The organism is Occallatibacter savannae, from assembly GCF_003131205.1.
Taxonomy (GTDB): Bacteria; Acidobacteriota; Terriglobia; order Terriglobales; family Acidobacteriaceae; genus Telmatobacter; species Telmatobacter savannae.
On the sequence record NZ_QFFY01000010.1, the window covers coordinates 13,656 to 36,089 of the forward strand.

At 58.0% G+C, this 22,434-nt stretch carries 16 protein-coding genes; 4 read left to right on the forward strand and 12 right to left on the reverse strand.

Annotated features, from left to right (window positions below):
* Window position 1: 1 nt before the first annotated feature.
* The 6 genes from DHV10_RS27425 to DHV10_RS25865 all read right to left on the reverse strand — a co-directional run bounded on the left by DHV10_RS27425 (window position 2) and on the right by DHV10_RS25865 (window position 10,369).
* Window positions 2–1,417, reverse strand: coding sequence for a polysaccharide biosynthesis protein (locus DHV10_RS27425; RefSeq protein ID WP_162601907.1), 1,416 nt, complete (start codon window positions 1,415–1,417; stop codon window positions 2–4).
* 66 nt (window positions 1,418–1,483) lie between these two features.
* On the reverse strand, window positions 1,484–2,851 hold the full coding sequence (locus DHV10_RS25845) for a GumC family protein (protein WP_239462056.1): 1,368 nt from the start codon (window positions 2,849–2,851) through the stop codon (window positions 1,484–1,486).
* A 38-nt stretch (window positions 2,852–2,889) separates the two neighbouring features.
* Window positions 2,890–5,307 (reverse strand): SLBB domain-containing protein, encoded by a 2,418-nt coding sequence (locus DHV10_RS25850; RefSeq protein WP_162601908.1) that lies wholly within the window; start codon window positions 5,305–5,307, stop codon window positions 2,890–2,892.
* A gap of 555 nt (window positions 5,308–5,862) precedes the next feature.
* Complete coding sequence (locus DHV10_RS25855) at window positions 5,863–6,606, reverse strand: sugar transferase (protein WP_204101537.1); 744 nt, start codon at window positions 6,604–6,606, stop codon at window positions 5,863–5,865.
* 1,007 nt (window positions 6,607–7,613) lie between these two features.
* Window positions 7,614–9,644: an LVIVD repeat-containing protein gene (locus DHV10_RS25860; protein WP_204101538.1), complete on the reverse strand. Its 2,031-nt coding sequence runs from the start codon at window positions 9,642–9,644 to the stop codon at window positions 7,614–7,616.
* A gap of 5 nt (window positions 9,645–9,649) precedes the next feature.
* On the reverse strand, window positions 9,650–10,369 hold the full coding sequence (locus DHV10_RS25865; RefSeq protein WP_109489324.1) for a DUF305 domain-containing protein: 720 nt from the start codon (window positions 10,367–10,369) through the stop codon (window positions 9,650–9,652).
* 552 nt (window positions 10,370–10,921) lie between these two features.
* On the opposite strand from DHV10_RS25865, the gene DHV10_RS25870 reads away from it, so the two are divergent.
* Together DHV10_RS25870 and DHV10_RS25875 are read left to right on the forward strand one after the other, a co-directional pair.
* Complete coding sequence (locus tag DHV10_RS25870; protein ID WP_162601909.1) at window positions 10,922–13,204, forward strand: GGDEF domain-containing protein; 2,283 nt, start codon at window positions 10,922–10,924, stop codon at window positions 13,202–13,204.
* Between the two features lie 139 nt (window positions 13,205–13,343).
* Window positions 13,344–13,595, forward strand: a complete 252-nt coding sequence (locus DHV10_RS25875) for a 4Fe-4S dicluster domain-containing protein (protein WP_109489326.1) — start codon at window positions 13,344–13,346, stop codon at window positions 13,593–13,595.
* Window positions 13,596–13,656: 61 nt separating this feature from the next.
* On the opposite strand, the gene DHV10_RS25880 is transcribed toward DHV10_RS25875, so the two are convergent.
* Window positions 13,657–16,170: a hypothetical protein gene (locus DHV10_RS25880; RefSeq protein ID WP_162601910.1), complete on the reverse strand. Its 2,514-nt coding sequence runs from the start codon at window positions 16,168–16,170 to the stop codon at window positions 13,657–13,659.
* Between the two features lie 413 nt (window positions 16,171–16,583).
* Between DHV10_RS25880 and DHV10_RS25885 the strand changes: the two genes are divergently transcribed.
* Together DHV10_RS25885 and DHV10_RS25890 are read left to right on the forward strand one after the other, a co-directional pair.
* On the forward strand, window positions 16,584–17,297 hold the full coding sequence (locus tag DHV10_RS25885) for a hypothetical protein (RefSeq protein WP_109489328.1): 714 nt from the start codon (window positions 16,584–16,586) through the stop codon (window positions 17,295–17,297).
* Window positions 17,294–17,785, forward strand: a complete 492-nt coding sequence (locus tag DHV10_RS25890) for a type II toxin-antitoxin system VapC family toxin (RefSeq protein ID WP_109489329.1) — start codon at window positions 17,294–17,296, stop codon at window positions 17,783–17,785. Before DHV10_RS25885 ends, DHV10_RS25890 begins: the two co-directional genes overlap by 4 nt.
* On the opposite strand, the gene DHV10_RS25895 is transcribed toward DHV10_RS25890, so the two are convergent.
* The 5 genes from DHV10_RS25895 to trpB all read right to left on the reverse strand — a co-directional run bounded on the left by DHV10_RS25895 (window position 17,782) and on the right by trpB (window position 22,302).
* On the reverse strand, window positions 17,782–18,681 hold the full coding sequence (locus DHV10_RS25895; protein WP_109489330.1) for a prephenate dehydrogenase: 900 nt from the start codon (window positions 18,679–18,681) through the stop codon (window positions 17,782–17,784). The two genes, DHV10_RS25890 and DHV10_RS25895, sit on opposite strands and share 4 nt — an antisense overlap.
* An 86-nt stretch (window positions 18,682–18,767) precedes the next feature.
* Window positions 18,768–19,784: a 3-deoxy-7-phosphoheptulonate synthase gene (gene aroF / locus DHV10_RS25900; protein ID WP_109489331.1), complete on the reverse strand. Its 1,017-nt coding sequence runs from the start codon at window positions 19,782–19,784 to the stop codon at window positions 18,768–18,770.
* Window positions 19,781–20,134, reverse strand: a complete 354-nt coding sequence (locus tag DHV10_RS25905; RefSeq protein ID WP_109489332.1) for a chorismate mutase — start codon at window positions 20,132–20,134, stop codon at window positions 19,781–19,783. Before DHV10_RS25905 ends, aroF begins: the two co-directional genes overlap by 4 nt.
* 138 nt (window positions 20,135–20,272) lie before the next feature.
* On the reverse strand, window positions 20,273–21,055 hold the full coding sequence (gene trpA, locus DHV10_RS25910; RefSeq protein WP_109489333.1) for a tryptophan synthase subunit alpha: 783 nt from the start codon (window positions 21,053–21,055) through the stop codon (window positions 20,273–20,275).
* Between the two features lie 38 nt (window positions 21,056–21,093).
* Entirely contained in the window at window positions 21,094–22,302 is a 1,209-nt protein-coding gene (trpB, locus tag DHV10_RS25915; RefSeq protein WP_109489334.1) for a tryptophan synthase subunit beta, read from the reverse strand.
* Between the last annotated feature and the right edge of the window lie 132 nt (window positions 22,303–22,434).

A 22,434-nucleotide genomic window follows, 5' to 3' on the forward strand; every position in this document is an offset into this window, starting at 1 on the left:
CTCAAGCCTCCGCCTGCGACCACTGGTTGCGCTTTGTTCTGAAGATCGTAGTCGCCGAGATGACGCCGGCTACACCCAGCACTAGAAAGTACGCTAGCGAAACTCCCATCGCGCCTGATGTCTTTGCCAGCACTACGACGCTTGCTGCCGTGCATGTCGCGATCACAATCGATTGAACAAGGAACGGCTCCATCTTGTGCGCGCGGAGGTAAATAGCCTCGCTCTGCACAACATGGCTCCCGAGAGCTGTGAGCAACAGTAGCAGGAATATGGGCCAGCTCTCAATGCGCCTGCTTATCTTTGGCAGGATGTAAGGCGACGCAAGCACGCCGACCAGCACCATCGCTGCAGCACCAGCGAACAGCAGCAGCGACTGGCGTAAGGACCTGAAAAACATCCGGTCTAGTTCCGGTCTCTCTTTCTTCGCGATCAAACTTCCGAATGGCGCGGCCTTGGTTGTCATCCAGGCCAGCATCATCGCGCTCATCTGCGTAACAATGCTCATCGAGAGCCCCATGCGGCCGGCCTCCTCAGGTCCGCGAAATGCGAAGAGCACCGGTGTAAACAGCTGAAAAATGAAGTAATCGCAAAGCCAGCTCACCGCAATCTTCCACTGAAACGGCCATACCTCTCGCTTCCAGCTGATCCCTTCGCCAGAGACATGCATGCGCAACAGAGGAAGCAGAAGATGCCTTCGCGAATAGAGAAGAATGCTCGCCACGAAACCCTGGCCCAGTAGGACCATCGCCGGCGAGAAGAGCCCGTGGTGGCTCAGCATGGCAGTCCAAGAGGCCGCTACACTCACCAAGGATTGAAAAAAGCGCATCCGCGCAACGTGCGTCACCTGCCCGCAGCCCTCAAGAAACGACAACACCGGTCCGATGGAGAACGTGATGGCGCACGCCAGCACCGTGACCCTCAACGGAACAATCCAGATGTTCGGCGCCTGTGGCTGCTGATGCAGCGAGAAGAACCGCATGCCGCCGACAAGCAGCACGACACCCATAACGACAGCTGCGCTTGTGTACCATTTGACTGCCCGTTGCAAAAGAGATGCGAGCCGCGTATGCGCCGCTTCGCTGCCCGTGATGCTTCCACCTTCGTGAAATTCCAGGTGCGCCCTCTCGTGCGCCGCCACCTGCAGAATCACAAATGAGAACCCCAGTTCGAAGACACTTTGCAGAGCTACAAGGCTCCACAACGCATAGTAGTATCCCTGTTCGGCTGCCGTCAGGAAATGCACGATCAACAGCACGCTTCCTACACTCCCAAGCCCTTGTATGACTCGGCCGAGCACCGTAAACGCAATAGCTCGGTCCAGCCCGATCGCGTGCGGGAGCTTGTAACGGAGGAAGTTCTTAACCGTCATCCACACACCTGTCGAAGGCTGTGGAGACGTAGTTGTGTCGATCAGCATCGGTCTCGGCCAAATCTATAAAAGTGTAGGACTGCCTGAAAACAGCAACATCAAAGTTTGCGAATGCTAAAAACGAGATCCAGTTGCTTCCGGACGCACATGGCGAAGCGGATGTACTTCTCCTTCTTGTACCTCTCCGACCTTTTGCGGTCTGACTTTCGCCCTGGTCCGTCCCGTGCTGCCGCTCCAGAGGGACATCTTAAGCAAGTCCAGCTTGTCCTTCGTTGCTGGGTTCTGGCGCATCCGAACTAACCCGCCCTGCAGTAATGCCAGCATGAGTCCGAGCGTGAAGCCCATGGCAAGGCCCCCAGCGATCAAGAGTCCCCGCTTGGGGAATGACTTCTTTTCCGGAGTCACTGCCGGATCCACAACCTGAATGAATGCTCCTTCGCGTGCTTCGTCGAGCTTCGCAAGTTCCAGCTGCTTGGCCAGAATCTCGAAGATCGCTTCGTAATACTTCACGTCCCGGAGTCTGCGCACATATTCAAGCCCTGCCTCCGGGACCGCACCCTTCGGTAGGAAAACGTCGTCCGATGACCCGCCCTTGGATCCCACTAATCGGTTGAATTGAGCGCGCAATCCGTCCAGCTCTGTTTGCGCTTGGGTTAGCGCGGGATTCTCATCTCCAGCATACGAGCGCATCGCCTGGATCTGAACTTCCTTGGCTACGATCTGCGCTCGCAGACGCGCTGCAGAGTCAATCATGGCGCGCGCCTGCCCATCCACTTGGACCATGCCCGTCTGGAGCTGTGTCTTCTTCAACGCCTCGTCTGCGTTCTCCAGATCGATCTTCGTCTTCTCCAACTGGTTTTCAAACACAACCCGCCGCTGCGATGCCTCTGTAATCGCAAGATGCTGGGACAGGCTCTTGAATTGCTCGACGTACCCGTTGGCAATTTCTGCGGACCGATTCGGATCCTTATCCGTGAAGCTCAGACGGATCAATCCGTCCTTCGTCGATCCGTCAATCTTGGTATGGTTCTCCAAAGCTTTGCGTGCGTCTACCAGGTACTTCTTGCGGAACTCCGATTGCAAGCTGTACCGACGAACTACCGCGTCTTCAACTGACTGACTCTTCAGCATCGAGACATACATATCGTTGATGTTCTTCATGCCCAGCATGCTGCTCGCCATTCCACTTACCGCTCCATTCATGCCAGAGAGTTGGCTGGCCAACATGGAGCTCATCGATGAATTCCCCTGTGGCGGCAAGATGATCACGGTGGCGGTGTACTCCTGCGGAAGAGCGAACGCAAGGATTAGTGCAATTCCGGCGCAAATCGCCGTAACCAGCCCGACTAACTTCTTGCGCCTCGTAATAATGAGCAGGAAATCCAGAAACGTAAGGTCCTCCTGCTGGACGCCAGAGATAGGCGGCACCAGAATGTCCTCAGGCAAATCCTTGATCGTTCCCTCGCTTCGCATGCTCACCATGATTCATGTACTCCGTTGGGTTCAGTCACTCTCTTTGACTAGCGAATGACATTCACCGCAGCAGCCCCAAGGGCAAACTGTGAAAATACAGCCGACCAGTCGGTCAGCCCGCGTAAAACCGTCGTCTTGTTCAGTTGTTCTGGAATGACGATTGTGTCCCCCGGGTAGATAACTTCTCTGCTGAATCGATCGTCGGACCACAGAGAGCGGTTCGTGTATTGCCGGCTCACCACTGAGCCATCCGCGCGAATGATAAATATCTGTCGCCGATCGGCGTTCCTGTTCGGCCCTCCCGCCGTTTGCAGGTAGTCGCCTGCTCTCCGGTGCGGAATGTACAGAAACGAATTCGGATCATAAACGGCACCCACAATGCCTACAGTTGATGGAACCGGCGGCACGATGAAACGGTCTCCATCCTCCAACGGCAGATCCGGAAGCGAACTTACATTCGAGCTAAATGGCTCGATGCGCAGCACAATCCGCCCCGTAGCCCGGACCTGCTTTAATCGGTTAACAAGTTCCCTCTGGCTCGCGACCGAAGCTCCGACCGTCGCTGCCTCGGTTGGACTGACCACCGAGGTTGCTTTGTTTGATGCTGCAATCTCGATTTGGTAAGACAGCGAAGATACATACTCGTCCAGCCTTTGCTGCTGCTCTCTCCTGGTACTTTCCCTGCTGAATTGCGAGCCATACAAGTAGGCCTGATCCGTGAATCCGCCCGCCCGTATCACCAGTTCTTTCAGCGTCTCACCCGGTTTTACGCTATACACGCCTGAATGAACAAATTCTCCTTCCAACCGGACGTACTTTGTCTGTTGAGCCCGCGGCACCCGGATATCCGCATCCGAGAAAATCGTAATCACGTCGCCCGGCTCGAGTTCGACATCAGCGCCACTGTCATGTTTGACGACCAGCGCACCCAGATCGAACGGCAGCAACTTTGTGGTCATCGTCTGTTTGTCCAGACGCTCAACCACCGCATAGCTCCAGTCAATATCAGGAGACGTCCTCACCACCTGCGTTTGAATCGGAAAATGCGGCGTTGTCACCAGACGTGGCCCAGATCCCAGCACCTCCTGCTGCGGGCCTCCTGCAGCAGACTGCCTCCCGGCCTGAGACTCTTTGTTCAGTTGCGCCTCGTCTTCGCCTGACGCCGCTATCGATTGAAATTGCGTTGCGTTCGGTTGCGCCTGCCCATTGTCCGCCGGCACTCCGAGACTCAACCCCGGAAAGAGCCCACTGTTGACTGTCTGCGCGTCGGCCGGCATGGCAGGTTTGCTGGTGGACTGACCTGGGTTGGAGGCGCTCTCCTTATCTCCTGAACGCACCGGCGGCAACATTGGCTGGAAATCCGCTACCGGCAGTCCGAGCTGCGCCCGCCGCAGCCAATAGTCTGGCGTCAGTAACGACTCCTTATTAGGAATCAGATCGCTGACGTGCATTCCCTCTCGCCAGCCGAAGCGCCCCGGCGTTGCCACATTGCCTCTTAGCGTCACGGTCTTGTCGAACCGCGGAGAAGCGGCACGCACCCTGACGATGTCTGCATCCCGCAAAGGAGCCGCGAGCGACTGCTCATTCATGGCCACGTCGACTGCAACGCGGGCACTGCTTCCATCTACTCCACGATTCGTTCGCTCGATCTCCAACGACGAGGTGCTTGCCACGGATGACGCGCCGCCCGCGAGAGCTAGAGCCTCGGCGACTGTTTCATGCCCACGCAATTCATAAATTGCAGGAACGTGGACACTGCCCAGCACTGCTACTTGCGCCCCAATTGGCTGAAAGTACAACACGTCCCCCGTACCGAGCGGAACATCCTTGGACTTGTCGCCCCTCAGCAGCAGATCGTAGAGATCAAAATCTGCGACCAGTTCTCCATTTCGTTTCAACTGGATGTGCCTCAACGAGCCGTGCGGGCCCGGTCCTCCGCACGCGAAAACAGCATTCACAAGCGTGCTCAGCGAACTGATGGTGTAGCTGCCTGGGCGCCTCGCTTGCCCGGTGACAAAGACTTGAATAGACCTGAGCTGCCCAAGATTCACGTTCAAGTCATAGTTCCGGTACACACGATCGAAACGCGCTTTGAGGAATCCTTGCAGCTGCCGAAATGGCAGGCCCGCTACTCGAATCTCCCCGACCTGAGGAACGTAAACCGAACCCGACCGATCTACAGTAAGGTGCAGGTTTTGCGTAACCTGGCCCCAGGTTCGAATCAACAGCTCGTCACCCGGTCCGATGACATAGTCCGGAGTCACAGGCAATCGCTGGACTGGCGCAAAGGTGTCCGGCACATTCGTGAAAAGGTCTTGCCCGTACATGGGAACGATCCGGCCCACAGAAGCAGCGACGAGCATCTGAAACTCCGTGAGTGGCTGCTGCTTGATCGGCGAAGGCGCGCTTTGCCGCTGCTGTGAAGCGCGGTTGAGGCCCTCAGCATCATCCCGGTACACGCTCATCGGGGATGTCGGAGTTCCAGGAGTGATACTTGGGTACCCACCACTGCTGAAGCCCGCTCCACCTGAATCGGACCCCTGTCCTGGCATTGTTGGGACACTCAACTCGCATGCCGCGAGGTCGCCATTTGCGCAGTTCGACGAGCTAGTGTTCTGCTGCGAGATGCTGGGAGACAAGGGTGATTGCTCCGTCTGTGCAGCAACTCGGGCACACGAATGAGTCAGGATCATTGCCAGCGCCAGAGCCAGCGAAATCACCCGGGCAAGATCCCGGCGCGAACGATTCTGGGTGCGTCTCTGGGGTTTTTGTCGAATCTCGGCAACCGAGTGGGCCTCGCTCGTCCACAAACACTTACTCGTAACCTTGCTCATCTTTTCGTGTCTTTCGGTGGTGCAGCTCTCCCCCTGTGTGTCTCCCGGGTTAGATGTACGAGAGCCGTTTTGAGTTTTCAGACCGTCTCACCTTGTTCGTAAATTGAAGAAACGGCCGCACAGGGGTTCAGATCTTCTCGCCCCGGCACGGCCGCATCTTCCTTGTAATTTCGCGCGTTGCCCTAGTTAGTAAGCGCCCCTCATCGTGATGACCGCGGGGATCGTGCGAGTCAGGATCTCGAAATCGAGCCCGCAGCTCCAGTTCGTTGCATAGTCCCGATCGAATCCGATGCGGCGCTCATACCCGATATCGCTACGACCCGACACCTGCCACAGACCGGTGATACCGGGCTTGAACAGATCGTAATACGCAAACTCCTGTCCATAGAGTGCCACCTCGGCCTCCACGATCGGCCGCGGGCCAACCAATGACATCTCTCCGCGCAGGACATTGAAAAGCTGAGGAAGTTCGTCCAAGCTCAGCTTCCGAATAATCCGGCCCACCGGAGTGATACGGGGATCTGGCACGTCCTTGTTCAGCGGATAGGCTTGCTCGTTACGCTGGTGCATCTCGCGATGAGTCTCATTGATGGCCTGCACGTTGTTCTTGTGCTGCCGCGAATACATCGACCGGAATTTAATGATGCGGAAGGGAACTCCAAACCGCCCAAGCCTCTCTTGCGTGAAGAAGACGGGGCCTTTCGAAGTCAGTGCGACCGCTAGAGCTACAGCCAGCATGACCGGAAAGAGCAGAATGATAAGCAAGCTGGAGAGCACAATATCGATTGTCCGTTTCAGCACCGCATACCGCAGAGAAAAGGAACGCTTGACTGCGGAAGAAAGAAGGGGCGAGGGCCGTCTCCACGTAGAAGCCGGAAACGTCTCCCGCAGCACACTGACGTTCGAGATAGTCTCAACATTCGCAGTCAAAGTTGCAGCCGGAATGTCGCTTTCCAATATATTTAGAGCATTATTGCCTTGTACATTATTCCCTTGCATTCGCGATACCCTCGCTTTTCTATTTCCATGCCCCTCAGGAGTCCTTGTGGAAGAGTCTCGACGGCTTGCGCATGGGCTTGCGATGTAAGTTCTTCGGCTACTTTCTATGAGCCGTATATCTCACCCTTGTCATAAGCATCTGGATGGCCATTCATGCCCTGCAGCCGCCGTGCATCCGTTCGACCTCGGACCGGAGCGAATGGCTCGCTGGCTGCGGACCCGCCGGGGCGTCTATCTTCTTTGTTTCCGGCATTTTTACTACGAAATGTCATATAGGTACCGTTCACGGTCGCCCAGGCTTCAGCCCATCCTTCTTCAAGACAGGCTGTTTGAAGGGGTGTAAGGACTACACTGTCCTCGTTCTTTTTTCAAATTTGTTTCCATATCTCTCCGCCGGCGCAAACGAGTCATCGCACGCTGGCGTGAGCTTATCGATGAGCAAAACGCGAGTTAGTAGCTTCCGTGACTCGCGGCAGGTCTGGCGATAACTCCACAGCTTCGAAGCGGCGCGATGAGCGGGTTCGACTAGGGAGTTCATCTGCAATCACAACCGTCGGTCATCCGGCACTGTCCTTCCCCGTCTAGACTCCTGTTGTACGCACCTGCACGTTGTCGCGGAAGTCGCGAGTTGTCTCGCTTCGAGCCTATTCAGTTACGCAAGAAGCCCTTCACGGATGGAACCGGATGTACCTACACTCGGCGACTAGCACGGAGTTTGCGCCTGGTGTGAGTAGACTCGGACAGAGCTTGAACGCCGATCTCGTCACTCGCGGGCAAGGCCTGAACGCGCTGAAAGCTACACTTCAGCCACATCCAGTAAAGACGCAAAAAGCGGGTCAGGAGTTATCTGACCCGCTCAACATCAAGTAGTTCCGTTGCCGCAATGTGACGGTTGGGTGAAACAGCCGCCAAGATCCACCAGCCTGCCTAGTGAGTTCCTAGGAGACCGGATGCCTGAGAATCTCTGCCAATGCCTGAAGCCGTTTCGCGTCTGCTTGCGTCTTGGCTGAAGATGCGGCCGTCTCCAGTCCGCCCGTCATTGCCTGTAGCTTGGCCACCTGTTTGTCCTTCAAGTGCGATTTCTCCGCATCGCGAATCCCCTTTCGCAACGAGGCAATCTGCTTTCCCGGCAGAGCCCGCGATCTCTCCAGTTGGTCGGTATACGCCTTCGCAACGACCAATTTCGCCGGCCACTCAAGCTTCTGCTGATTCTGCACATTAAGTTCTTTCACCTGCACGGTCTTCGCCGCGTCGATCTCATTTTGCGTCAGCGACTCCGTCGGTGTTAGCTCAAACACATCCAACCCGCGCGCAATCTCGGATCCATAGATCGCGCCGTTGTACCAGTAGGCCGACCAGTCTCCTCCGAGAACTAGCATCTTTGGATCTATCGGTCCGCGATCGAAGTAGGCAATCTCAGTTGGATGCGCCGCGTCGGTGAAGTCCATCACCGACACACCGCCTTGATACCACGCCTGCACTTCGATGTCCCGACCAGGTACCGGAATCAGCGACCCATTGTGCGCAACACAGTTTTCCGTATCGCCTTGCGCCGCCGGAAGCTTGTAATAGTTCGCGAAGCTCAGCTTGTTGTCCTTGAGATTGAAGATCGCATCAGCACCCCATTTGTTGGGATCGTTCGCTCTGCACCGCGCTCCCAGGCCGCCGCCCCACTCGTCAGTGAACACCACCTTCGACCCGTCATTCGAAAACGTTGCCGAGTGCCAGTAAGAGTAATTCGGATCGTTTACGGCATCCACGCGCTTCGGGTTCACTGGGTCCTTGATGTCGAGCAACAGGCCATTTCCGGAGCACGCGCCGGCCGCCAAACCGATCGCAGAATACACCGTAATGTCGTGGCATTGATCCGTGTCTTTAGCCTTCTCCTCGCCCTTATCGTGACTGCCGCCGTTATTCAGGCCATTGATCACGCCCGAGCGCGGATCGATAAACACCCGCGGGTGGGAAACAATCGACGCCTGCTCCGGGTGCGCAACCGGCACCTTGATCACATCGATGCGGAACAACGCCGTATCTGGATTCTTCTCGGGTGCTTCTCCAGAACATCCTTCCAGTTCCTCTGATTGCCGCACAAACGACGTTCCCGAAACGTATACGTACACGTTCTCCTTGTCGTTGGGGTCGACGACCAGTGTGTGCGTGTGCGATCCGCGGCACGTCTGCACTGCGGCAACCTGCTTCGGGCTCTTGATGTCGGATATGTCAAAAATCCTCACCCCTCTGAAGCGCTCCTTTTGCGGGGGAGGCGCCATCCCCATCGGCTTGGGAGACCCCTCAGTGGGTGCTGCTGCCGGCGGAAATCCCTGAGTGCCACAATCGATTCGCCCGTTCGGCATCTCCACCGACATGAACATTAAGTTCCCATGCACCGACACGTCGCCCTGTCCTCCGGGACACACCATCGATGTCAGCAAAGAAGTCTTCGCTGGATTGCTGATGTCGTAGATGTTTACGCCATAGAAGTTGCCCTGGAAAAGGTGGTCCCCCTGGAACGCAAAATCTGAGTTCGCGAACGCGAGCTGCGCGATGACTGGTTGCAGAGACTTCGGCATCATCTTCAGCTGCATGGGGCTGATCCCAAGCTGCGAAAGCGACTTTGCAACGCTCGGATCGTCTGGCGAAGTCACCTGCATTTGAAATGCATCGGGCTTCTTTAGAAAGGCAAGATGCCTCATTCCTTTCGCAACTTCACCTGCGTCATACAGCCCTGGCTTCAGCTTCGCACGAGCGTCGTTCGTATCCGAGCCCGTCATACCCGCCGGCAATGGCGGAGCCGGGTGCGGTGCAAACGGGTCTGTTTGGGCCGCCTTCGAGGGTTGTGCCGCCGCAGCTCCCTCCGTGGCTGGCGCCTGCCCATTCGGCTGTGTCGGTTGTTGCTGAGAATGAATTAGAGTGGCGAAACAGGAAGCCGTGACCATCACTGCAAAGGGAAGTACTGCGCTTTTCATCCGATTCAAGGAAGCTCCTCCAGCATTTTTTGCATGATTCTGATCTCTGCCCGCTGCGAGTTATCCACGTCCGTCGCGAAGTCGAATATCTCCGCGTCCTGTCCCGCACCGGCACTGCTAAACAGGACTTTCACCATCACCAGCGCTCCGCCGTGATGCTGAATCATCCCCGACAAGAAAAGTCGATCGAACTCGGCGCCTCGAGCTTTTCGGAGCGCCTCCATCTGCTCAGGTGACAGCATTCCGGGCATCAGCCCCATCGAGTTTCCTTGCATGTCCATGCCGGGCATTCCGGGCATCTCCATCAATGTCGACTGCCCGCGCGCTGCCAGCCATCTCTCCATCATCCGAATCTCGTCCGCCTGTGAGCTGCTGATCTTCGCTCCAATCGCACGCACATGACTGTTCTCAGAATGCGTTGCAATTAGTGCGGTCATCTCCACCGCCTGGGAGTGATGCATGATCATGCCCTGCATGAATTCAACGTCAGCCTTCGAGATCGGCGGAAGTTTCGCATGCGTGTGCGCCGGAAGGTTCTTCGTCGCCGCTCCAGGAGCTCCGGGTTGCACGACCGCGGGTTCCTGATGCGCCTTCTGTGCAACTCCGAACACAGTCACTGAGGTCGACCAAAACAGAATTGCCGCGATCTTCTGTCGAAGACTGTCGCCTGAGAGCGGCCCAAGGCACAACAAAGATAGCGTCCTGCATGCGGGGAAACTACTCATTTCGGTCCTCTTACGCTATCACGCTTCGCATCGCTGATGACAGAGGGTTGGCCGTCTAGCCTGCAATCAACGAGCCATAAGCAGCAGCTATATATCCAGCTTGTTTTGCCATGAAATGTACTTTGGTTTTGCCCCAGGCCCGTTTTCGGTTACCGATGAGGGATGTATTGCTCAAAGCGCAGGCCTATGTTGGATACAGCGTGGGTTGAGGCGAGTGTTGAAACGATTCGACCCGCAAGCAAAAAGCCCACCCTTGCAGGTGGGTTTTTTGTTGCACATCTCGCTTCGAAACACACCAGAATCACAGACCTGGCTCGCCGGTACGATCCAAAAAGGGAATCGGGCACGAACCGGTACTTTTCTGAAATCCAAAGTGCTGTGCTTGCCTCCTTTGTGGGAGCGAAAAACGTTCACTTCAGCATTAAACTTGCTCAAATATCCACCTGGCGTCTCAGCGATTGGTGCAGGGCCGGAACACGACTTTCCGATCCCATCGTAGTCGTGAATGCTTCCCAAGGCTTCCCGGCAGTGCATGAGCGGCGATCGGCAACAATGATGAAGCTTCACTGCATCTTCGGCCGGATTCTCTCAGCAGTGCTGCTCGTTGCAACACTTGCGGCAAGAGCCGAGAACGCCCCGCTCACAACCCTGAGCGCTATCCACTCGCTAGGCAATGAACGGGCTGCCCAATTCCTTCCCGTTTCGTTTCCCGCTGTAGTCACTTATTACGTGCGCGGCAACGTGGACCTCTTCGTCCAGGATGGCAGCTCAGCCATTTACGTCGAGACTACTCCCGATCAGACACTCGTTCCTGGAGACCGTATCCAGGTCATCGGCACAACGCGCGCCAGCTTTCGTCCCGAGATCAAAGCGGACAGGATTCTCCTCAAGGGGCACGGCGCACCTCCTGCCTCTGTCAACGCCGACTTCCGGCAACTCATCCGTGCCGAACTCGATTGCCAGCGCGCAACAGTTCGAGGATATGTTCGCAGCGCAAATGTCGTCAGCGACGTCGGCATCTCCACCATTTATTTGCAACTGCAGATGCTGGGCGGAACCGTAGACGCTCAGATGCCCGAAACCGGACCGATAGACCTCAAATCCCTGCTCGATGCTGAGGTCCAGATCACTGGCGCCGTCGCCGGCCGCTTCGATCGGAAGATGCAGATGACCGGCGTTCTCATCGAAGTTCCATCCGCCCTGGACTTGAAAGTCATCCGTCGCGCACCTCTCGCTCCCAAGGATCTGCCCATCACGCCCATGAATCAGATCCTCAGCGGATTCGACGTGCAGAACAACACGCGTCGAGTCAAGGTTTCGGGAACCATAACCTACTACCAGCCCGGTTCCACACTCGTTCTCCAGAGCGGCGATAAAAGCCTTCTCGTCACGACTCAATTCGAACAGCGCGCCAGAATCGGAGACTTGGCCACAGTCACCGGCTTCCCCGACGTGCAGAACGGATCTCTGGTCCTGACCGGAGGCGCGATCGACGATACCAACTCGCCGTCCCTAGTTGCCCCCGTTCCCTCCAATGCGGACGTCCTGGCTCGCGGCGACCACGCTCTTGACCTCGTGTCCATCGACGCCAAGCTGCTTACTGCGGTTCGCGAACCCGCTCAGGACGAGTATTTGTTCGTGGCCGGCGGGCACCTCTTCAAGGCGATCCTCCAGCATCCGCAGCATCTCGTCGCACCAAAACCGATGTTTGAAATCCCCCCGGGATCGGCTGTGCGCATCGTTGGTGTCTGCAGAGTCTCCAAAGCTGAACAGAGCCAGGAGCCCATCGCGTTCGACATCTTGATTCGATCCGCGGAGGATCTCACCGTAACCGCAGGGCCCTCTCCTCTGAACGTGAGAAATCTCACCTATGCGGTCGGCGCTCTGCTTGCCGGCCTTCTTGTCATTGGAAGCTTTGCATGGCGCGCCGAAAGGCGTGGACGGTCCCAGATCGCGCGTCAGGCACACGTCGAGCAGATGCGGAGCCGCATCCTAGAACATCTCAACGGCTCCACAAGCCTGCTTGACATGGTTGAAGAGGCAACAGAGATCGTTTCTTTCCGCCTCAACGGCGCAGCCTGCTGGTGCGAGCTCGCCGATGATCGCCAATGCGGAACCCGTCCCGCGCATTCCGCAAACCTGAGACTGGTTCAGCACCAGATTTTGTCGCGGTCAGGCCTGCATCTCGGCACCATCAGCGCTGCGCTTCACGCCAGAACGAAACCGCGCAAAGCTGAGAACGATGCGCTATCAGCGGCTGCTGGCCTTATCGCCCTTGCTATTGAGAATCGCAGGCTCTACTCCGATCTCCAGCATCGTTCTCAGTTCGATTTGCTCACTGAACTTCACAATCGGTTTTCTCTCGAAGAGCGCCTCTCCGCAATGATCGAGACTTCTAAATCCGCAAAGTCTAAATTCGGCCTGATCTACATCGATCTCGATGGCTTTAAGTTGATCAATGATCACTACGGCCATCACATCGGCGACCGTTACCTGCAGCAGGCCACTCGGCGCATGAAGCATCAGCTTCGCCCCAGCGATGTTATGGCGCGCCTCGGCGGAGACGAATTCGCCGTCCTCATTGGAGACGCAGCTTCCCACCAGGACATCCGCTCGGTCGTCGACCGTCTCGAAGGCTGCTTCTCCAACCCTTTTCAGATCGAGGGCAATCTCATCATGGGCGCAGCCAGCTTCGGCGTGGCTTTGTTCCCGGTTGATGGCAACACTCAGGACAGCCTTCTCAACTCAGCCGATGCCGCTATGTACGTAGCAAAGCATCAACGGCGTACCGGGCAGTCGGACCATGACGATGCCGGCGTAGAATTCACCCGCTGAAACGCTCCCGGTACTCCGTGCCCGCACGCTTCCGTATATCGCCCTGTGACTCGAGTCACCGAGCCCTGCTCACGTTCGCCGATAAGCTCGAGAGTGCGCGAATGATCCGCGCTTTCTCAACTACCAGGAGCAATGATCCATGGCTTACGTCGTCATCGATGCATGTACGAAGGACTTTGTCTGTGTTACCGAATGCGCCACTTCTGCCATCGCACCCCAGGCTTCGGACCCCGCCGCCGCAGGCGTCTCACAGGTATATATCAACCCCGACGAATGCATCGATTGCGGGAACTGCGCTAGCGTCTGCGCTCAGAATGCCATTTTTCCTGAAGCGGACATTCCAGCCGACCAGGCCCACTTCATCGAGAAGAACCGCGCCTACTTCAATTAGGTTCCGGACCGAGCCTTGGTTTCAGCGTAGCAATGCATGAAGTCCAGGCCCTCTTACGCCCCTAACGCTCCGTCTTTGACTGCGGCGGCGCTTGCGCGCTCTGCTCCGATTGCTTCGTTTCACTCGGCTTCGCCGCCGTGGAAGATGAATTCGCCGCCGCTGGCAATACCTGCAATGCGAGCGTCTGCACCGTCTCCGGGTCATCCCGCAGCTTCAGGTACAACACGCCATTCGCCGGATGAGGGACCGTCAATTGCACCCCTGTGAAGTCTGCCGGTACGTCGAGTGCGTTGTCGAAATCGGGTGATGCTGATATCGACGTCGCCAGAAAAAGATTCGTACCCGATAGCGTGCAAGGCTTCGAAATCGCATGCGGGCAACGCAGTTCCTTGAAACCAGGCAAACGTACCAGCGTCCCCAGCGACAGCCAGTCTCCCGGCACGCCATCCCCCGAAATCGCCCGTGCTTGCACCGGTCCAAATGCCGACGACCCAAACTTCGCCAGAGGCTCTACCACGCCAAGGGCCGTGCTCGAGTCCTCTAGCATCAAGGTCCCGTCGCTGAGCGAAAGCGTCGTGTGAAAACTGTTGTCTGTGGCGGCCACTTCCACCTTCTGATCGCGCGGGAAACTTTGCGGCGATTTCGACTTTAAAAAGAACACCAGTCGCCGCTCAACCGGCAGATCATTCGGGCTTCCCAGATGCACAGGCGAAGCGTCAGCCGACTGTTCCTCCTGCGTGCCCTTGCTCAGAAGCGCAACCTGCGGCCGGGGCCGCTCCACAGTGACCGGCACTTTGAGCTCGCGGCCGTCACGCAACGCGACCTTTGCCGTGTACCGCTTTCCCGGCTCCAGAGTGTCCGTTGCACTTCCGGCTTTGAGACTCAGTTGATCCACATCCTGTACGCGCTTGAGGTCAACCGGCGTGAAGTCGATGTTGCTGAATGAAACCTTTGCCACCTCATCGAGACGTGTACCGGAAAGCACGGCCTCGGGATCGCCTGCACTCAGCTTTAACCGATCGAGTGAGGCCGCCTCTGAGTACGCCATCAACTTCAACGTGTCCGGTTTTTCCAGCCCATATTGATGGATGCTGATCGTTACCTCTCCCGGTTTCGCATCCTTCAGGGGAACTCCAAACTCCAGCGTCTCCGGCTTGGGAGATTTCCACTGTATCTCCATCGGAATCCCGCCTGCGGGCTGAGATTCCACCTTCGCGACGCACAGCGTGTTTTCACCTTGAACGTGCAGCGTATCCTCACGCCCCACCACCAGCGCTAGTTCATCGCTTGGGGCGAGCCTCCACTTGCCGGGTGCGGACGCAACCAGCCGGAATCGCGGACCTTCCCAGTCGTCGAATCCCCACTTGCCCACCACGATTCCGGTCAGATCCCCCGGTGGCAAATCAGGCGACGCCTTCGTCAGAACCAGCCCGCCTTGTCCCGCATCTGCCTTGACCGGGATCTCAATCGAACCTGATTTGGTTTGAATTCGAAGTTTCAAGTCGTGCGCCTCGGGGCCCGCGTAAACCATCGGCGCCCCTTCCGCCGAAAGCACCAGCCCTGGTTTCTGCGCACAAAATTGATCCGACGGATTTGACGGGTGAAGCGGCGGCAGCTTCGCCGGACCCACCGGCGGAAGCGCAATCACGACCACGGACTTCGGATCCTTGAATGAAGGCGGGACACTCAATCGCAGATTCAGTGTGTCGTCGGTGGGCAACGAGAGCGCCGGAATATATTGAAAGTGCGCCGTGTGCAGCGACGCCAGTATCCGCGCTGTGTCCAGAATCGCTCCGATATAGGGACTGAAGACCCCTGCTCCCCCGATTGGCGAATACGCCAACTGATTCATCAGATCCACGCTGCTTCCGCTGGTCAGCTGCGCCACCCTGTTCGAGACGTTCGCGTCATCCAGAACCATGCCTTCGGTATGCTGCGTCAGGCACGGCGCCTGCTGGTCTGAGGGTTTGTCGAAGCACTGCTGCTCCAGCTTGATCCCGAGCACGTTTGCGGCCTTCTGTGCCCGCTCTTTCAAGGACTTAGGGTCCGTCTGCGACGTAACTTTGACTTCAGCGAGGTAAGTATCCAGCCGCATGCGGTCCGCATTGGCAAAATTCAGGTCCTGCGCCGAGCGCACAAACAGACCCGGTCTCCCCCGGACAGCGTTCCGAAGCGTGCTGAAATCCCCCCCGGTCGATGGCGCCAGGAACAACACCGCCTGCTGCGCCTCCGGAGGAACGGTGATAAACACTCCCTCCTGCCGCACCTTCTTCGACCACGTCTCCACGTGCGTAAACCATTCAGAAGGCGGGGGGTTGGTGGCTCCGCGCAGGAAGCCGACGATGAGCACATAATGGGCCGACTGGCTTTCGGGAAAGTCCGGGTGTATCCAAAGCCGGTCGCCCGGCAGCAGGTTCGGCACCTGTCCGATCGGGAGCGTCACCTCACCGCGTTTCACATGAACATCGACCTTGGGCCCTACTAGATCAAATGCCGGTGGACCGGCCTGACCTTGTGCAGGCTTGCTCCCCAAACAAAGAAAAACGAGGAACAACACCAGGGAAATTCGCCGCATTTCTCTATTGTACGGAGATGGGAGGCAACAGAGCGTTACACGGAGAACAACCTCATGCCTGTTTTGGGCTCTATTGGTATATATGCTTGCGCCCACTGGCCTTGCACCAGCCAAGGGTTAAGTAGCACAATCGTTTACACTGGTGCGGTTCGCACGAAAGTGCTTTTTAGTTAAAGCGTTCTCGACCCTGTGGGGGTTTGTCACTTAACAGCAGAGGATTGGGGCTCGGCTGCTTGGGCAGACTTAATCGACATTGATGATTACCTTACAAATGCTCGGGAAACGAAAATCGGTCCGTTACAGCCAGAATAGGAACCTGTGACCCCCTAAATAGCGCCTCCCTCCAGAGGGTCGGCTTCATGAGAGCGCAGCGGGAATAGACAGACTAGAGATGCTTTATACGGAGAACCTTTATGAAGTCGAATCGGGCTGCGCAAAGCAGCGTAGACATTAGCAATCTCAGCATTCCAGACGCCGAAGAGATTATCGAAGAGGCCCTCAGCGAGCTTGCCTTCTCGCAGGACCCCGGCCTCGCCCGCGCTCTCCGCTTCCTCGCTCCTCCGGGCTATCAGGCTATCGTCGAACTCTGCAGTGAGAACGGCCGTAGCAAACGTCGAAATGCCTTGGCCGAAAGCTGGTCGCCGGAAGAGGATGAAGTTCGCATCTATTTCGAACGCCTCGACGACAACGCTGCTCCTGCTAGACAGAGCCGCACTCGGGGACCTATCGAGCGAGACTTCGAAGATGAAGCCGAAGAAGTCGCTCCCGTTCCAGCCGACCTCGATGCGCGCGTCAAGGAGCTTTGCGCGGCTCTGGCCGAAGCGGAGCGTGGTGGTCACGCGTTCATCGCCCTCAAGTGGTTTCGCGACTCCTTTTTGCCACGCAAGACATTCCGCTGGAATCAGCACCCCGAGTCGCGTCAGGCAGTCCTCGCTGAAGCCATCCAGCGTGGGGTTGTGCTCACCAGCAAAATTGCCAATCCTAAAACACCGGCGTATCCGACGACGACCATCCGCCTCAATCGCGCCGAAGCCGGTGTCCCGGAAGAAGCGCAGCGCTTCCATCCTGTCATCGTTCAAGGTGAGCCAATCACCGACGACATTCACGAGGAGCGAGGCAAACTGTGAACTGCTACTTCCTCGAGTCCACGGCTTTCGCCAAGCTCTTCGTGCTCGAACCCGGCACCGAAGCTCTCATTCGCTTGATGGAATCCGTCGAGGACAATCGCAAGCTCATCGCCGCCTCCGCGCCCCTCGAGGTCTACGCCGCCATCCGCCGGCGCGAGCGTGCCGGCGATATTAGCGCATCAAGCGCTGCTGCAGCTTTTGAAATTCTCCGTATCGAAGCCGCCCGGATGGTGCAGGAGCCACTGAACCCCGCCGTGCTCGAAGCCGCGCGTCAGCTTCTCGACCGCTCCCGCCTCCGCTGGACCGATGCTCTCCAGTTAGGCGCTGCGATGGTGGCCCGCGAAATGTTCCGCGGAACCGAAATCATTTTCATCTCCGCGTCTCCGATGCTTCTCGAAGCCGCTCGCGCCGAAGGATTTCATTCCCTCAACCCCGAACTCGATGCCCTCGAACCGGCCAAGCAATCCGCGACCGTCGCCGGCCCCTAGTTCCTGTCGGTCGTTCCCTCGTCACCTTGTTCCCTTGTCCCCTGTGCCCTGAACCTATTCGCCCTTTCAAACTCTTCCCGCAACTCGGGCGTGCGCAGATTGTCGCGAATGTGAGCGATATGCTGCTCAAGCGCCTGCAGCGCTGCATCGATCGACTCTGTATTCGTCAGCGCGATATCGCGCCACATTGAGAATGGACTGGCACCAAGGCGAGTCATCTCCCGCAGCGCCCGCCCGCCCACATCCTTCAACTCCGGAGCGTCGTCAACCTGGTCCTGCAGCACCGCGCTCAACGCCGTTGCGGTTAACTGTGGCAGGTGACTGACCCAGGCGACGAGTTCATCATGCCGCTTCGGCTCGAGATCGATGCTGCGCGATCCCATTTTGATGACCCACTCACGCCAACTCCGTGCCAGTGCTGCGGCCTGTTCAGACCGGTGCCAGGCCGGGAAATCCGTGAAGAGCCACACAGCTCCGCGGAACAGGTCCGCGTCCGCCAGGTCGGCCCCGCCGCGTTCCTTGCCCGCCATGGGATGCCCAGGCAGGAATCCAGCACGTTCCGGCGTATTGAACAGCCGGTCCGCAGCTTCGGTGATCTGCCCCTTCGTGCTTCCGACGTCAGTGACCAGATGTTCTGGCTCCAGAACAGTCGAAAGCTGCTCCATCAAATCAAGCGTCGCGTAAATCGGAACCGAGATCAGCACAACCTGCGCTTCGCGTGCCGCGGTCAACGGATCGCCGACGATGCGGTCGAGCGCACCCATTCGCCTCGCTGTCTCGGCATGGGCCAGATGCCGGTTCCACCCGACAATCTCGCCGCAGAATCCCGCCGCACGGAGCGCGAGGCCCACCGAAGTTCCCAGCAGGCCTGTTCCCAGAATCGCAATTCTCTCCATGCGGTTTTCCTTCCCGATCAGACCCGAGCGGCCGGGTGCCCCAGGTCTCGCTTTTGAGACCTGGGAAACAAGATACTCACTCGGCCTTAAATCGTCCTGCCAACCGCCTTCCCAATCACCCGCAGCTCTGCCATCAGCTTCTCAAACTGATCCGGATAGAGCGTCTGCGCTGCATCCGAAGCCGCCTTATCCGCATTCGGATGCACTTCCACGATGATCCCGTCAGCCCCCGCCGCCACCGCTGCGCGCGCCATGGGAGCCACCATGTCCCGATGCCCCGTCCCATGCGACGGATCGCCGACGATGGGCAGATGCGACAGCTTCTTCACCACCGGGATGGCAGAGATATCCATCGTGTTCCGTGTCGCGGTCTCGTACGTTCTGATCCCGCGCTCGCACAAGATCACATCGTAGTTTCCGCCGCTCATGATGTACTCGCTCGAGAGAAGCAGCTCCTCAATCGTCGCCGCCATCCCGCGCTTCAACAGTACCGGTTTCCGCGCAATCCCCAGCTCGCGCAGCAGATTGAAATTCTGCATATTGCGCGCGCCCACCTGGAAACAATCCACGTACGGCAGCATCGGCTCGATCTGCGAAATCTCCATGACCTCGCTGATCACCAGCAACCCGTTTGCGCGAGCCGCTTCGTACATCAGCTTCAGCCCCGGAATCCCCAGCCCCTGAAACGCGTACGGCGAGCTGCGCGGCTTGAAAGCCCCACCGCGCAGGAAGCTCGCCCCAGCCCTCTTCACCTTCGCGGCGATATCGACGATCTGGTCGTCGTTCTCGATCGAGCAGGGCCCCGCCATCACCACAACCTGCTCGCCGCCGATTTTTACTCCGTTGGCGAACTCGACAATCGTGCCTTCCGGCCTGAACCCTTTGCCCGCCAGCTTGTACGGCGAACTAATCCGGTGAACTTTCAGTACACCCGGCAGATTCTCAAACTTCGTAAGATCCAGCCTGGCGGTCGGCCCCACTGCCGCCAGAATCGTTTGCGTCTCACCCGTTGTGCGGTGAACCTCCACACCTTCTTCCACCATGGCTTCGATTACATAATCGATCTGCTCTTCGGTGGCCTTCTCCTGCATTGCGACAATCATTTTTCTTTCCCAGTCTCGGGCGCCGATCCCGGAAGCTCGCCTTCCGGTGCGCCAGTGCCTTGGCCCTTCAGGGCAGCTCTCTCTGATGCCAACTCATTCCGCTGCAGCGCCCGCATCACGTCGATGATTCGCTCGTAGATGTGCGTCAATTCGATGTCCGGCAGAGGCCCTTTGTTCGCCGCCCGCACATTCTGATAGATCACCTTCTCCCGTGCCGGCTCATATACCGGCAGGGAAGTCTTCACCTTCAGGTGACCGATCATCAGTGCAGCGCGGGCCCGCTCACTCAGCAATTCCACAAGCTGCCGATCCAGAGCATCGATCTGTGCGCGCAATTCTTCCAGCGTCATCTCATCCTCGTCATGCGAATCACTGCCGTTAGCTGTTTGTCATCAACTTGCAGCTCTGCACTCCAATGCGGAACAAACGAGGCCTTACTCTCGATCATCCAGAACTGAGAACTGAAAGCTGGCAACTGATAACTGCTTCTAAAGGGTCAACGCCGCTTGGGGCTGGCGCAGACACTTGATAAATCGGGCAACAGCTGCAGGCGCTGCTTCGGGAGTCGACCGCTCAATCAACTCCACAATCGCGCTGCCGACCACCGCCGCATCCGCAAACTCCCCAACTCGCGCAACGTGCTCCGCGTTGGAGATGCCGAATCCCACGGCCACCGGCAGCTTGCTCCATCGCCGAATACGGCCGACCAGCGACTCAGCGTCAGCCGTCAGGCTCTGCTGCTTGCCCGTAATCCCCACGCGCGAAATCGCGTAGACGAATCCCTTGGAATGCGTCGCAATCGCCTCGAGCCGCTCATCCGGACTCGTCGGTGCAGCTAGAAACACCGGCGCAAGTCCCGCACGCTCCATCTCAGCAAGGTACTCGCCGCCCTCTTCCACAATGAGATCTGTCACCAGCACCCCGTCCGCACCCGCCGCCTTCGCATCGTCCACAAACTTCGAAAGGCCGTACCTCAGAATCGGATTGAGATACGTGAAGATCACGAGCCCTGCCTGCACACGCGCCGCCCGAATCTCCTTCGCAACGCGAAGCACATCCGGCATTCGCGTGTGCCTTGCTACCGCGCGCTCGCTCGCCCGCTGAATAACAGGACCGTCCGCAAGAGGATCGCTGAACGGCACCCCAAGCTCAATGACATCCGCGCCGGCATCGATCGCCGCAATCGCGATCTCCCGCGTGCTCTCAACGTCGGGATCACCCGTCGTGAGATACACCACCAACCCCGGCTTGTGACGAAAATCCAGTGACATTTCAGTCCCTAATCCCTATGTCCCTAGTCCCTGGGTCTCTACAATTTCAGTTCCCGCGCAATGATCCCCATGTCCTTATCGCCGCGTCCTGAAAGATTTACTACCAGTATGTCATGCGGTTTGAACGTCCCCGCGATCCGCATGCACTCCGCCACCGCGTGCGCGCTCTCCAGCGCCGGCAGAATTCCCTCTGTCCGCGCAAGCTTCACCACGGCATCCATCGTTGCCGCATCATCCTGCGACACATACTCCGCACGCCCCGAGTCGTGCAGCGCCGCGTGCTCCGGCCCAATCGACGCATAATCCAGCCCCGCCGAAACCGAATGCGTCTGCGCAATCTGCCCGTCCTCGTCCTGCAGAATGTACGACAACGTTCCCTGCAGCACTCCCGGCACTCCGCCCTGGAAACGCGCCGCATGTTGCCCCAGCTCCGTCCCGCGTCCGCCAGCCTCCACGCCAATCAGTCGCACATCCCTGTCCTGCAGGAACTCGTAAAACGCGCCAATCGCGTTCGACCCGCCGCCAACGCATGCAATTACCGCATCGGGCAGCCGGCCTTCCTTCTCCAGGATCTGCTGCTTCATCTCGCGACTGATACAGCGATGGAAATCCCGCACCATCGTCGGATACGGATGCGCGCCAAGCGCGCTCCCCAGCAGGTAGTGCGTAGTCCGCACATTTGTGGTCCAGTCCCGCATCGCTTCGCTGATCGCATCCTTCAGCGTCTTCGACCCCGCCGACACGCCGCGAACCTCCGCGCCCAGAAGCCGCATGCGCAGTACATTGAGCTCCTGCCGCTCCATGTCTACATCGCCCATGTAGATCACGCATTCAAGCCCCAGCAGCGCGCACACCGTGGCCGTTGCCACTCCATGCTGCCCCGCGCCGGTTTCAGCAATGATCCGCTTCTTGCCCATGCGTTTCGCCAGCAATCCCTGGCCCAGCGCGTTGTTGATCTTGTGCGCACCGGTGTGGAGAAGATCCTCGCGTTTCAGGTAAATCTTCGCTCCGCCCAGTTCCTCAGTCAGGCGCTTCGCGAAGTACAGCGGTGTCGGACGACCGGCGAACTCCCGCAGAAGCCCGTCGAGCTCCTGCTGAAACACCGCATCGGGCTTTGCCAACTCGTACTCGTGCTCCAGCTCCAGCAGCGCGGCCATCAGTGTTTCGGGGACATACCGCCCCCCGTAAATCCCAAACCGCCCCGGACGCGACTCCGACGGAGCCGATGGAAGAATCACCGATGCCATGCCGACCAACCTCCAACCGAAGCGGAGAGTCCGCTCCACCCTCAGTTTACAGAACATAAGCCAAAGGAACCTGTACCCACGCTTACAGAGCGCCGCCCTCTCTTGGGCGAGAACGCCTCGCGATTAGCCCTG

Excerpts from the sequence above, each read along its gene's own strand:
- DHV10_RS25880 (WP_162601910.1), bottom strand. The coding sequence starts at position 16,170 with ATGCGGCGAATTTCCCTGGTGTTGTTCCTCGTTTTTCTTTGTTTGGGG.
- trpA (WP_109489333.1), bottom strand. The coding sequence starts at position 21,055 with ATGTCACTGGATTTTCGTCACAAGCCGGGGTTGGTGGTGTATCTCACG.
- DHV10_RS25905 (WP_109489332.1), bottom strand. The coding sequence starts at position 20,134 with ATGACGCTGGAAGAATTGCGCGCACAGATCGATGCTCTGGATCGGCAG.
- trpB (WP_109489334.1), bottom strand. The coding sequence starts at position 22,302 with ATGGCATCGGTGATTCTTCCATCGGCTCCGTCGGAGTCGCGTCCGGGG.
- DHV10_RS25865 (WP_109489324.1), bottom strand. The coding sequence starts at position 10,369 with ATGAGTAGTTTCCCCGCATGCAGGACGCTATCTTTGTTGTGCCTTGGG.
- DHV10_RS25895 (WP_109489330.1), bottom strand. The coding sequence starts at position 18,681 with ATGGAGAGAATTGCGATTCTGGGAACAGGCCTGCTGGGAACTTCGGTG.
- DHV10_RS25850 (WP_162601908.1), bottom strand. The coding sequence starts at position 5,307 with ATGAGCGTGTACCGGGATGATGCTGAGGGCCTCAACCGCGCTTCACAG.
- DHV10_RS25875 (WP_109489326.1), top strand. The coding sequence starts at position 13,344 with ATGGCTTACGTCGTCATCGATGCATGTACGAAGGACTTTGTCTGTGTT.
- DHV10_RS25860 (WP_204101538.1), bottom strand. The coding sequence starts at position 9,644 with ATGAAAAGCGCAGTACTTCCCTTTGCAGTGATGGTCACGGCTTCCTGT.
- DHV10_RS25870 (WP_162601909.1), top strand. The coding sequence starts at position 10,922 with ATGATGAAGCTTCACTGCATCTTCGGCCGGATTCTCTCAGCAGTGCTG.
- aroF (WP_109489331.1), bottom strand. The coding sequence starts at position 19,784 with ATGATTGTCGCAATGCAGGAGAAGGCCACCGAAGAGCAGATCGATTAT.
- DHV10_RS25885 (WP_109489328.1), top strand. The coding sequence starts at position 16,584 with ATGAAGTCGAATCGGGCTGCGCAAAGCAGCGTAGACATTAGCAATCTC.
- DHV10_RS25845 (WP_239462056.1), bottom strand. The coding sequence starts at position 2,851 with ATGGTGAGCATGCGAAGCGAGGGAACGATCAAGGATTTGCCTGAGGAC.
- DHV10_RS27425 (WP_162601907.1), bottom strand. The coding sequence starts at position 1,417 with ATGCTGATCGACACAACTACGTCTCCACAGCCTTCGACAGGTGTGTGG.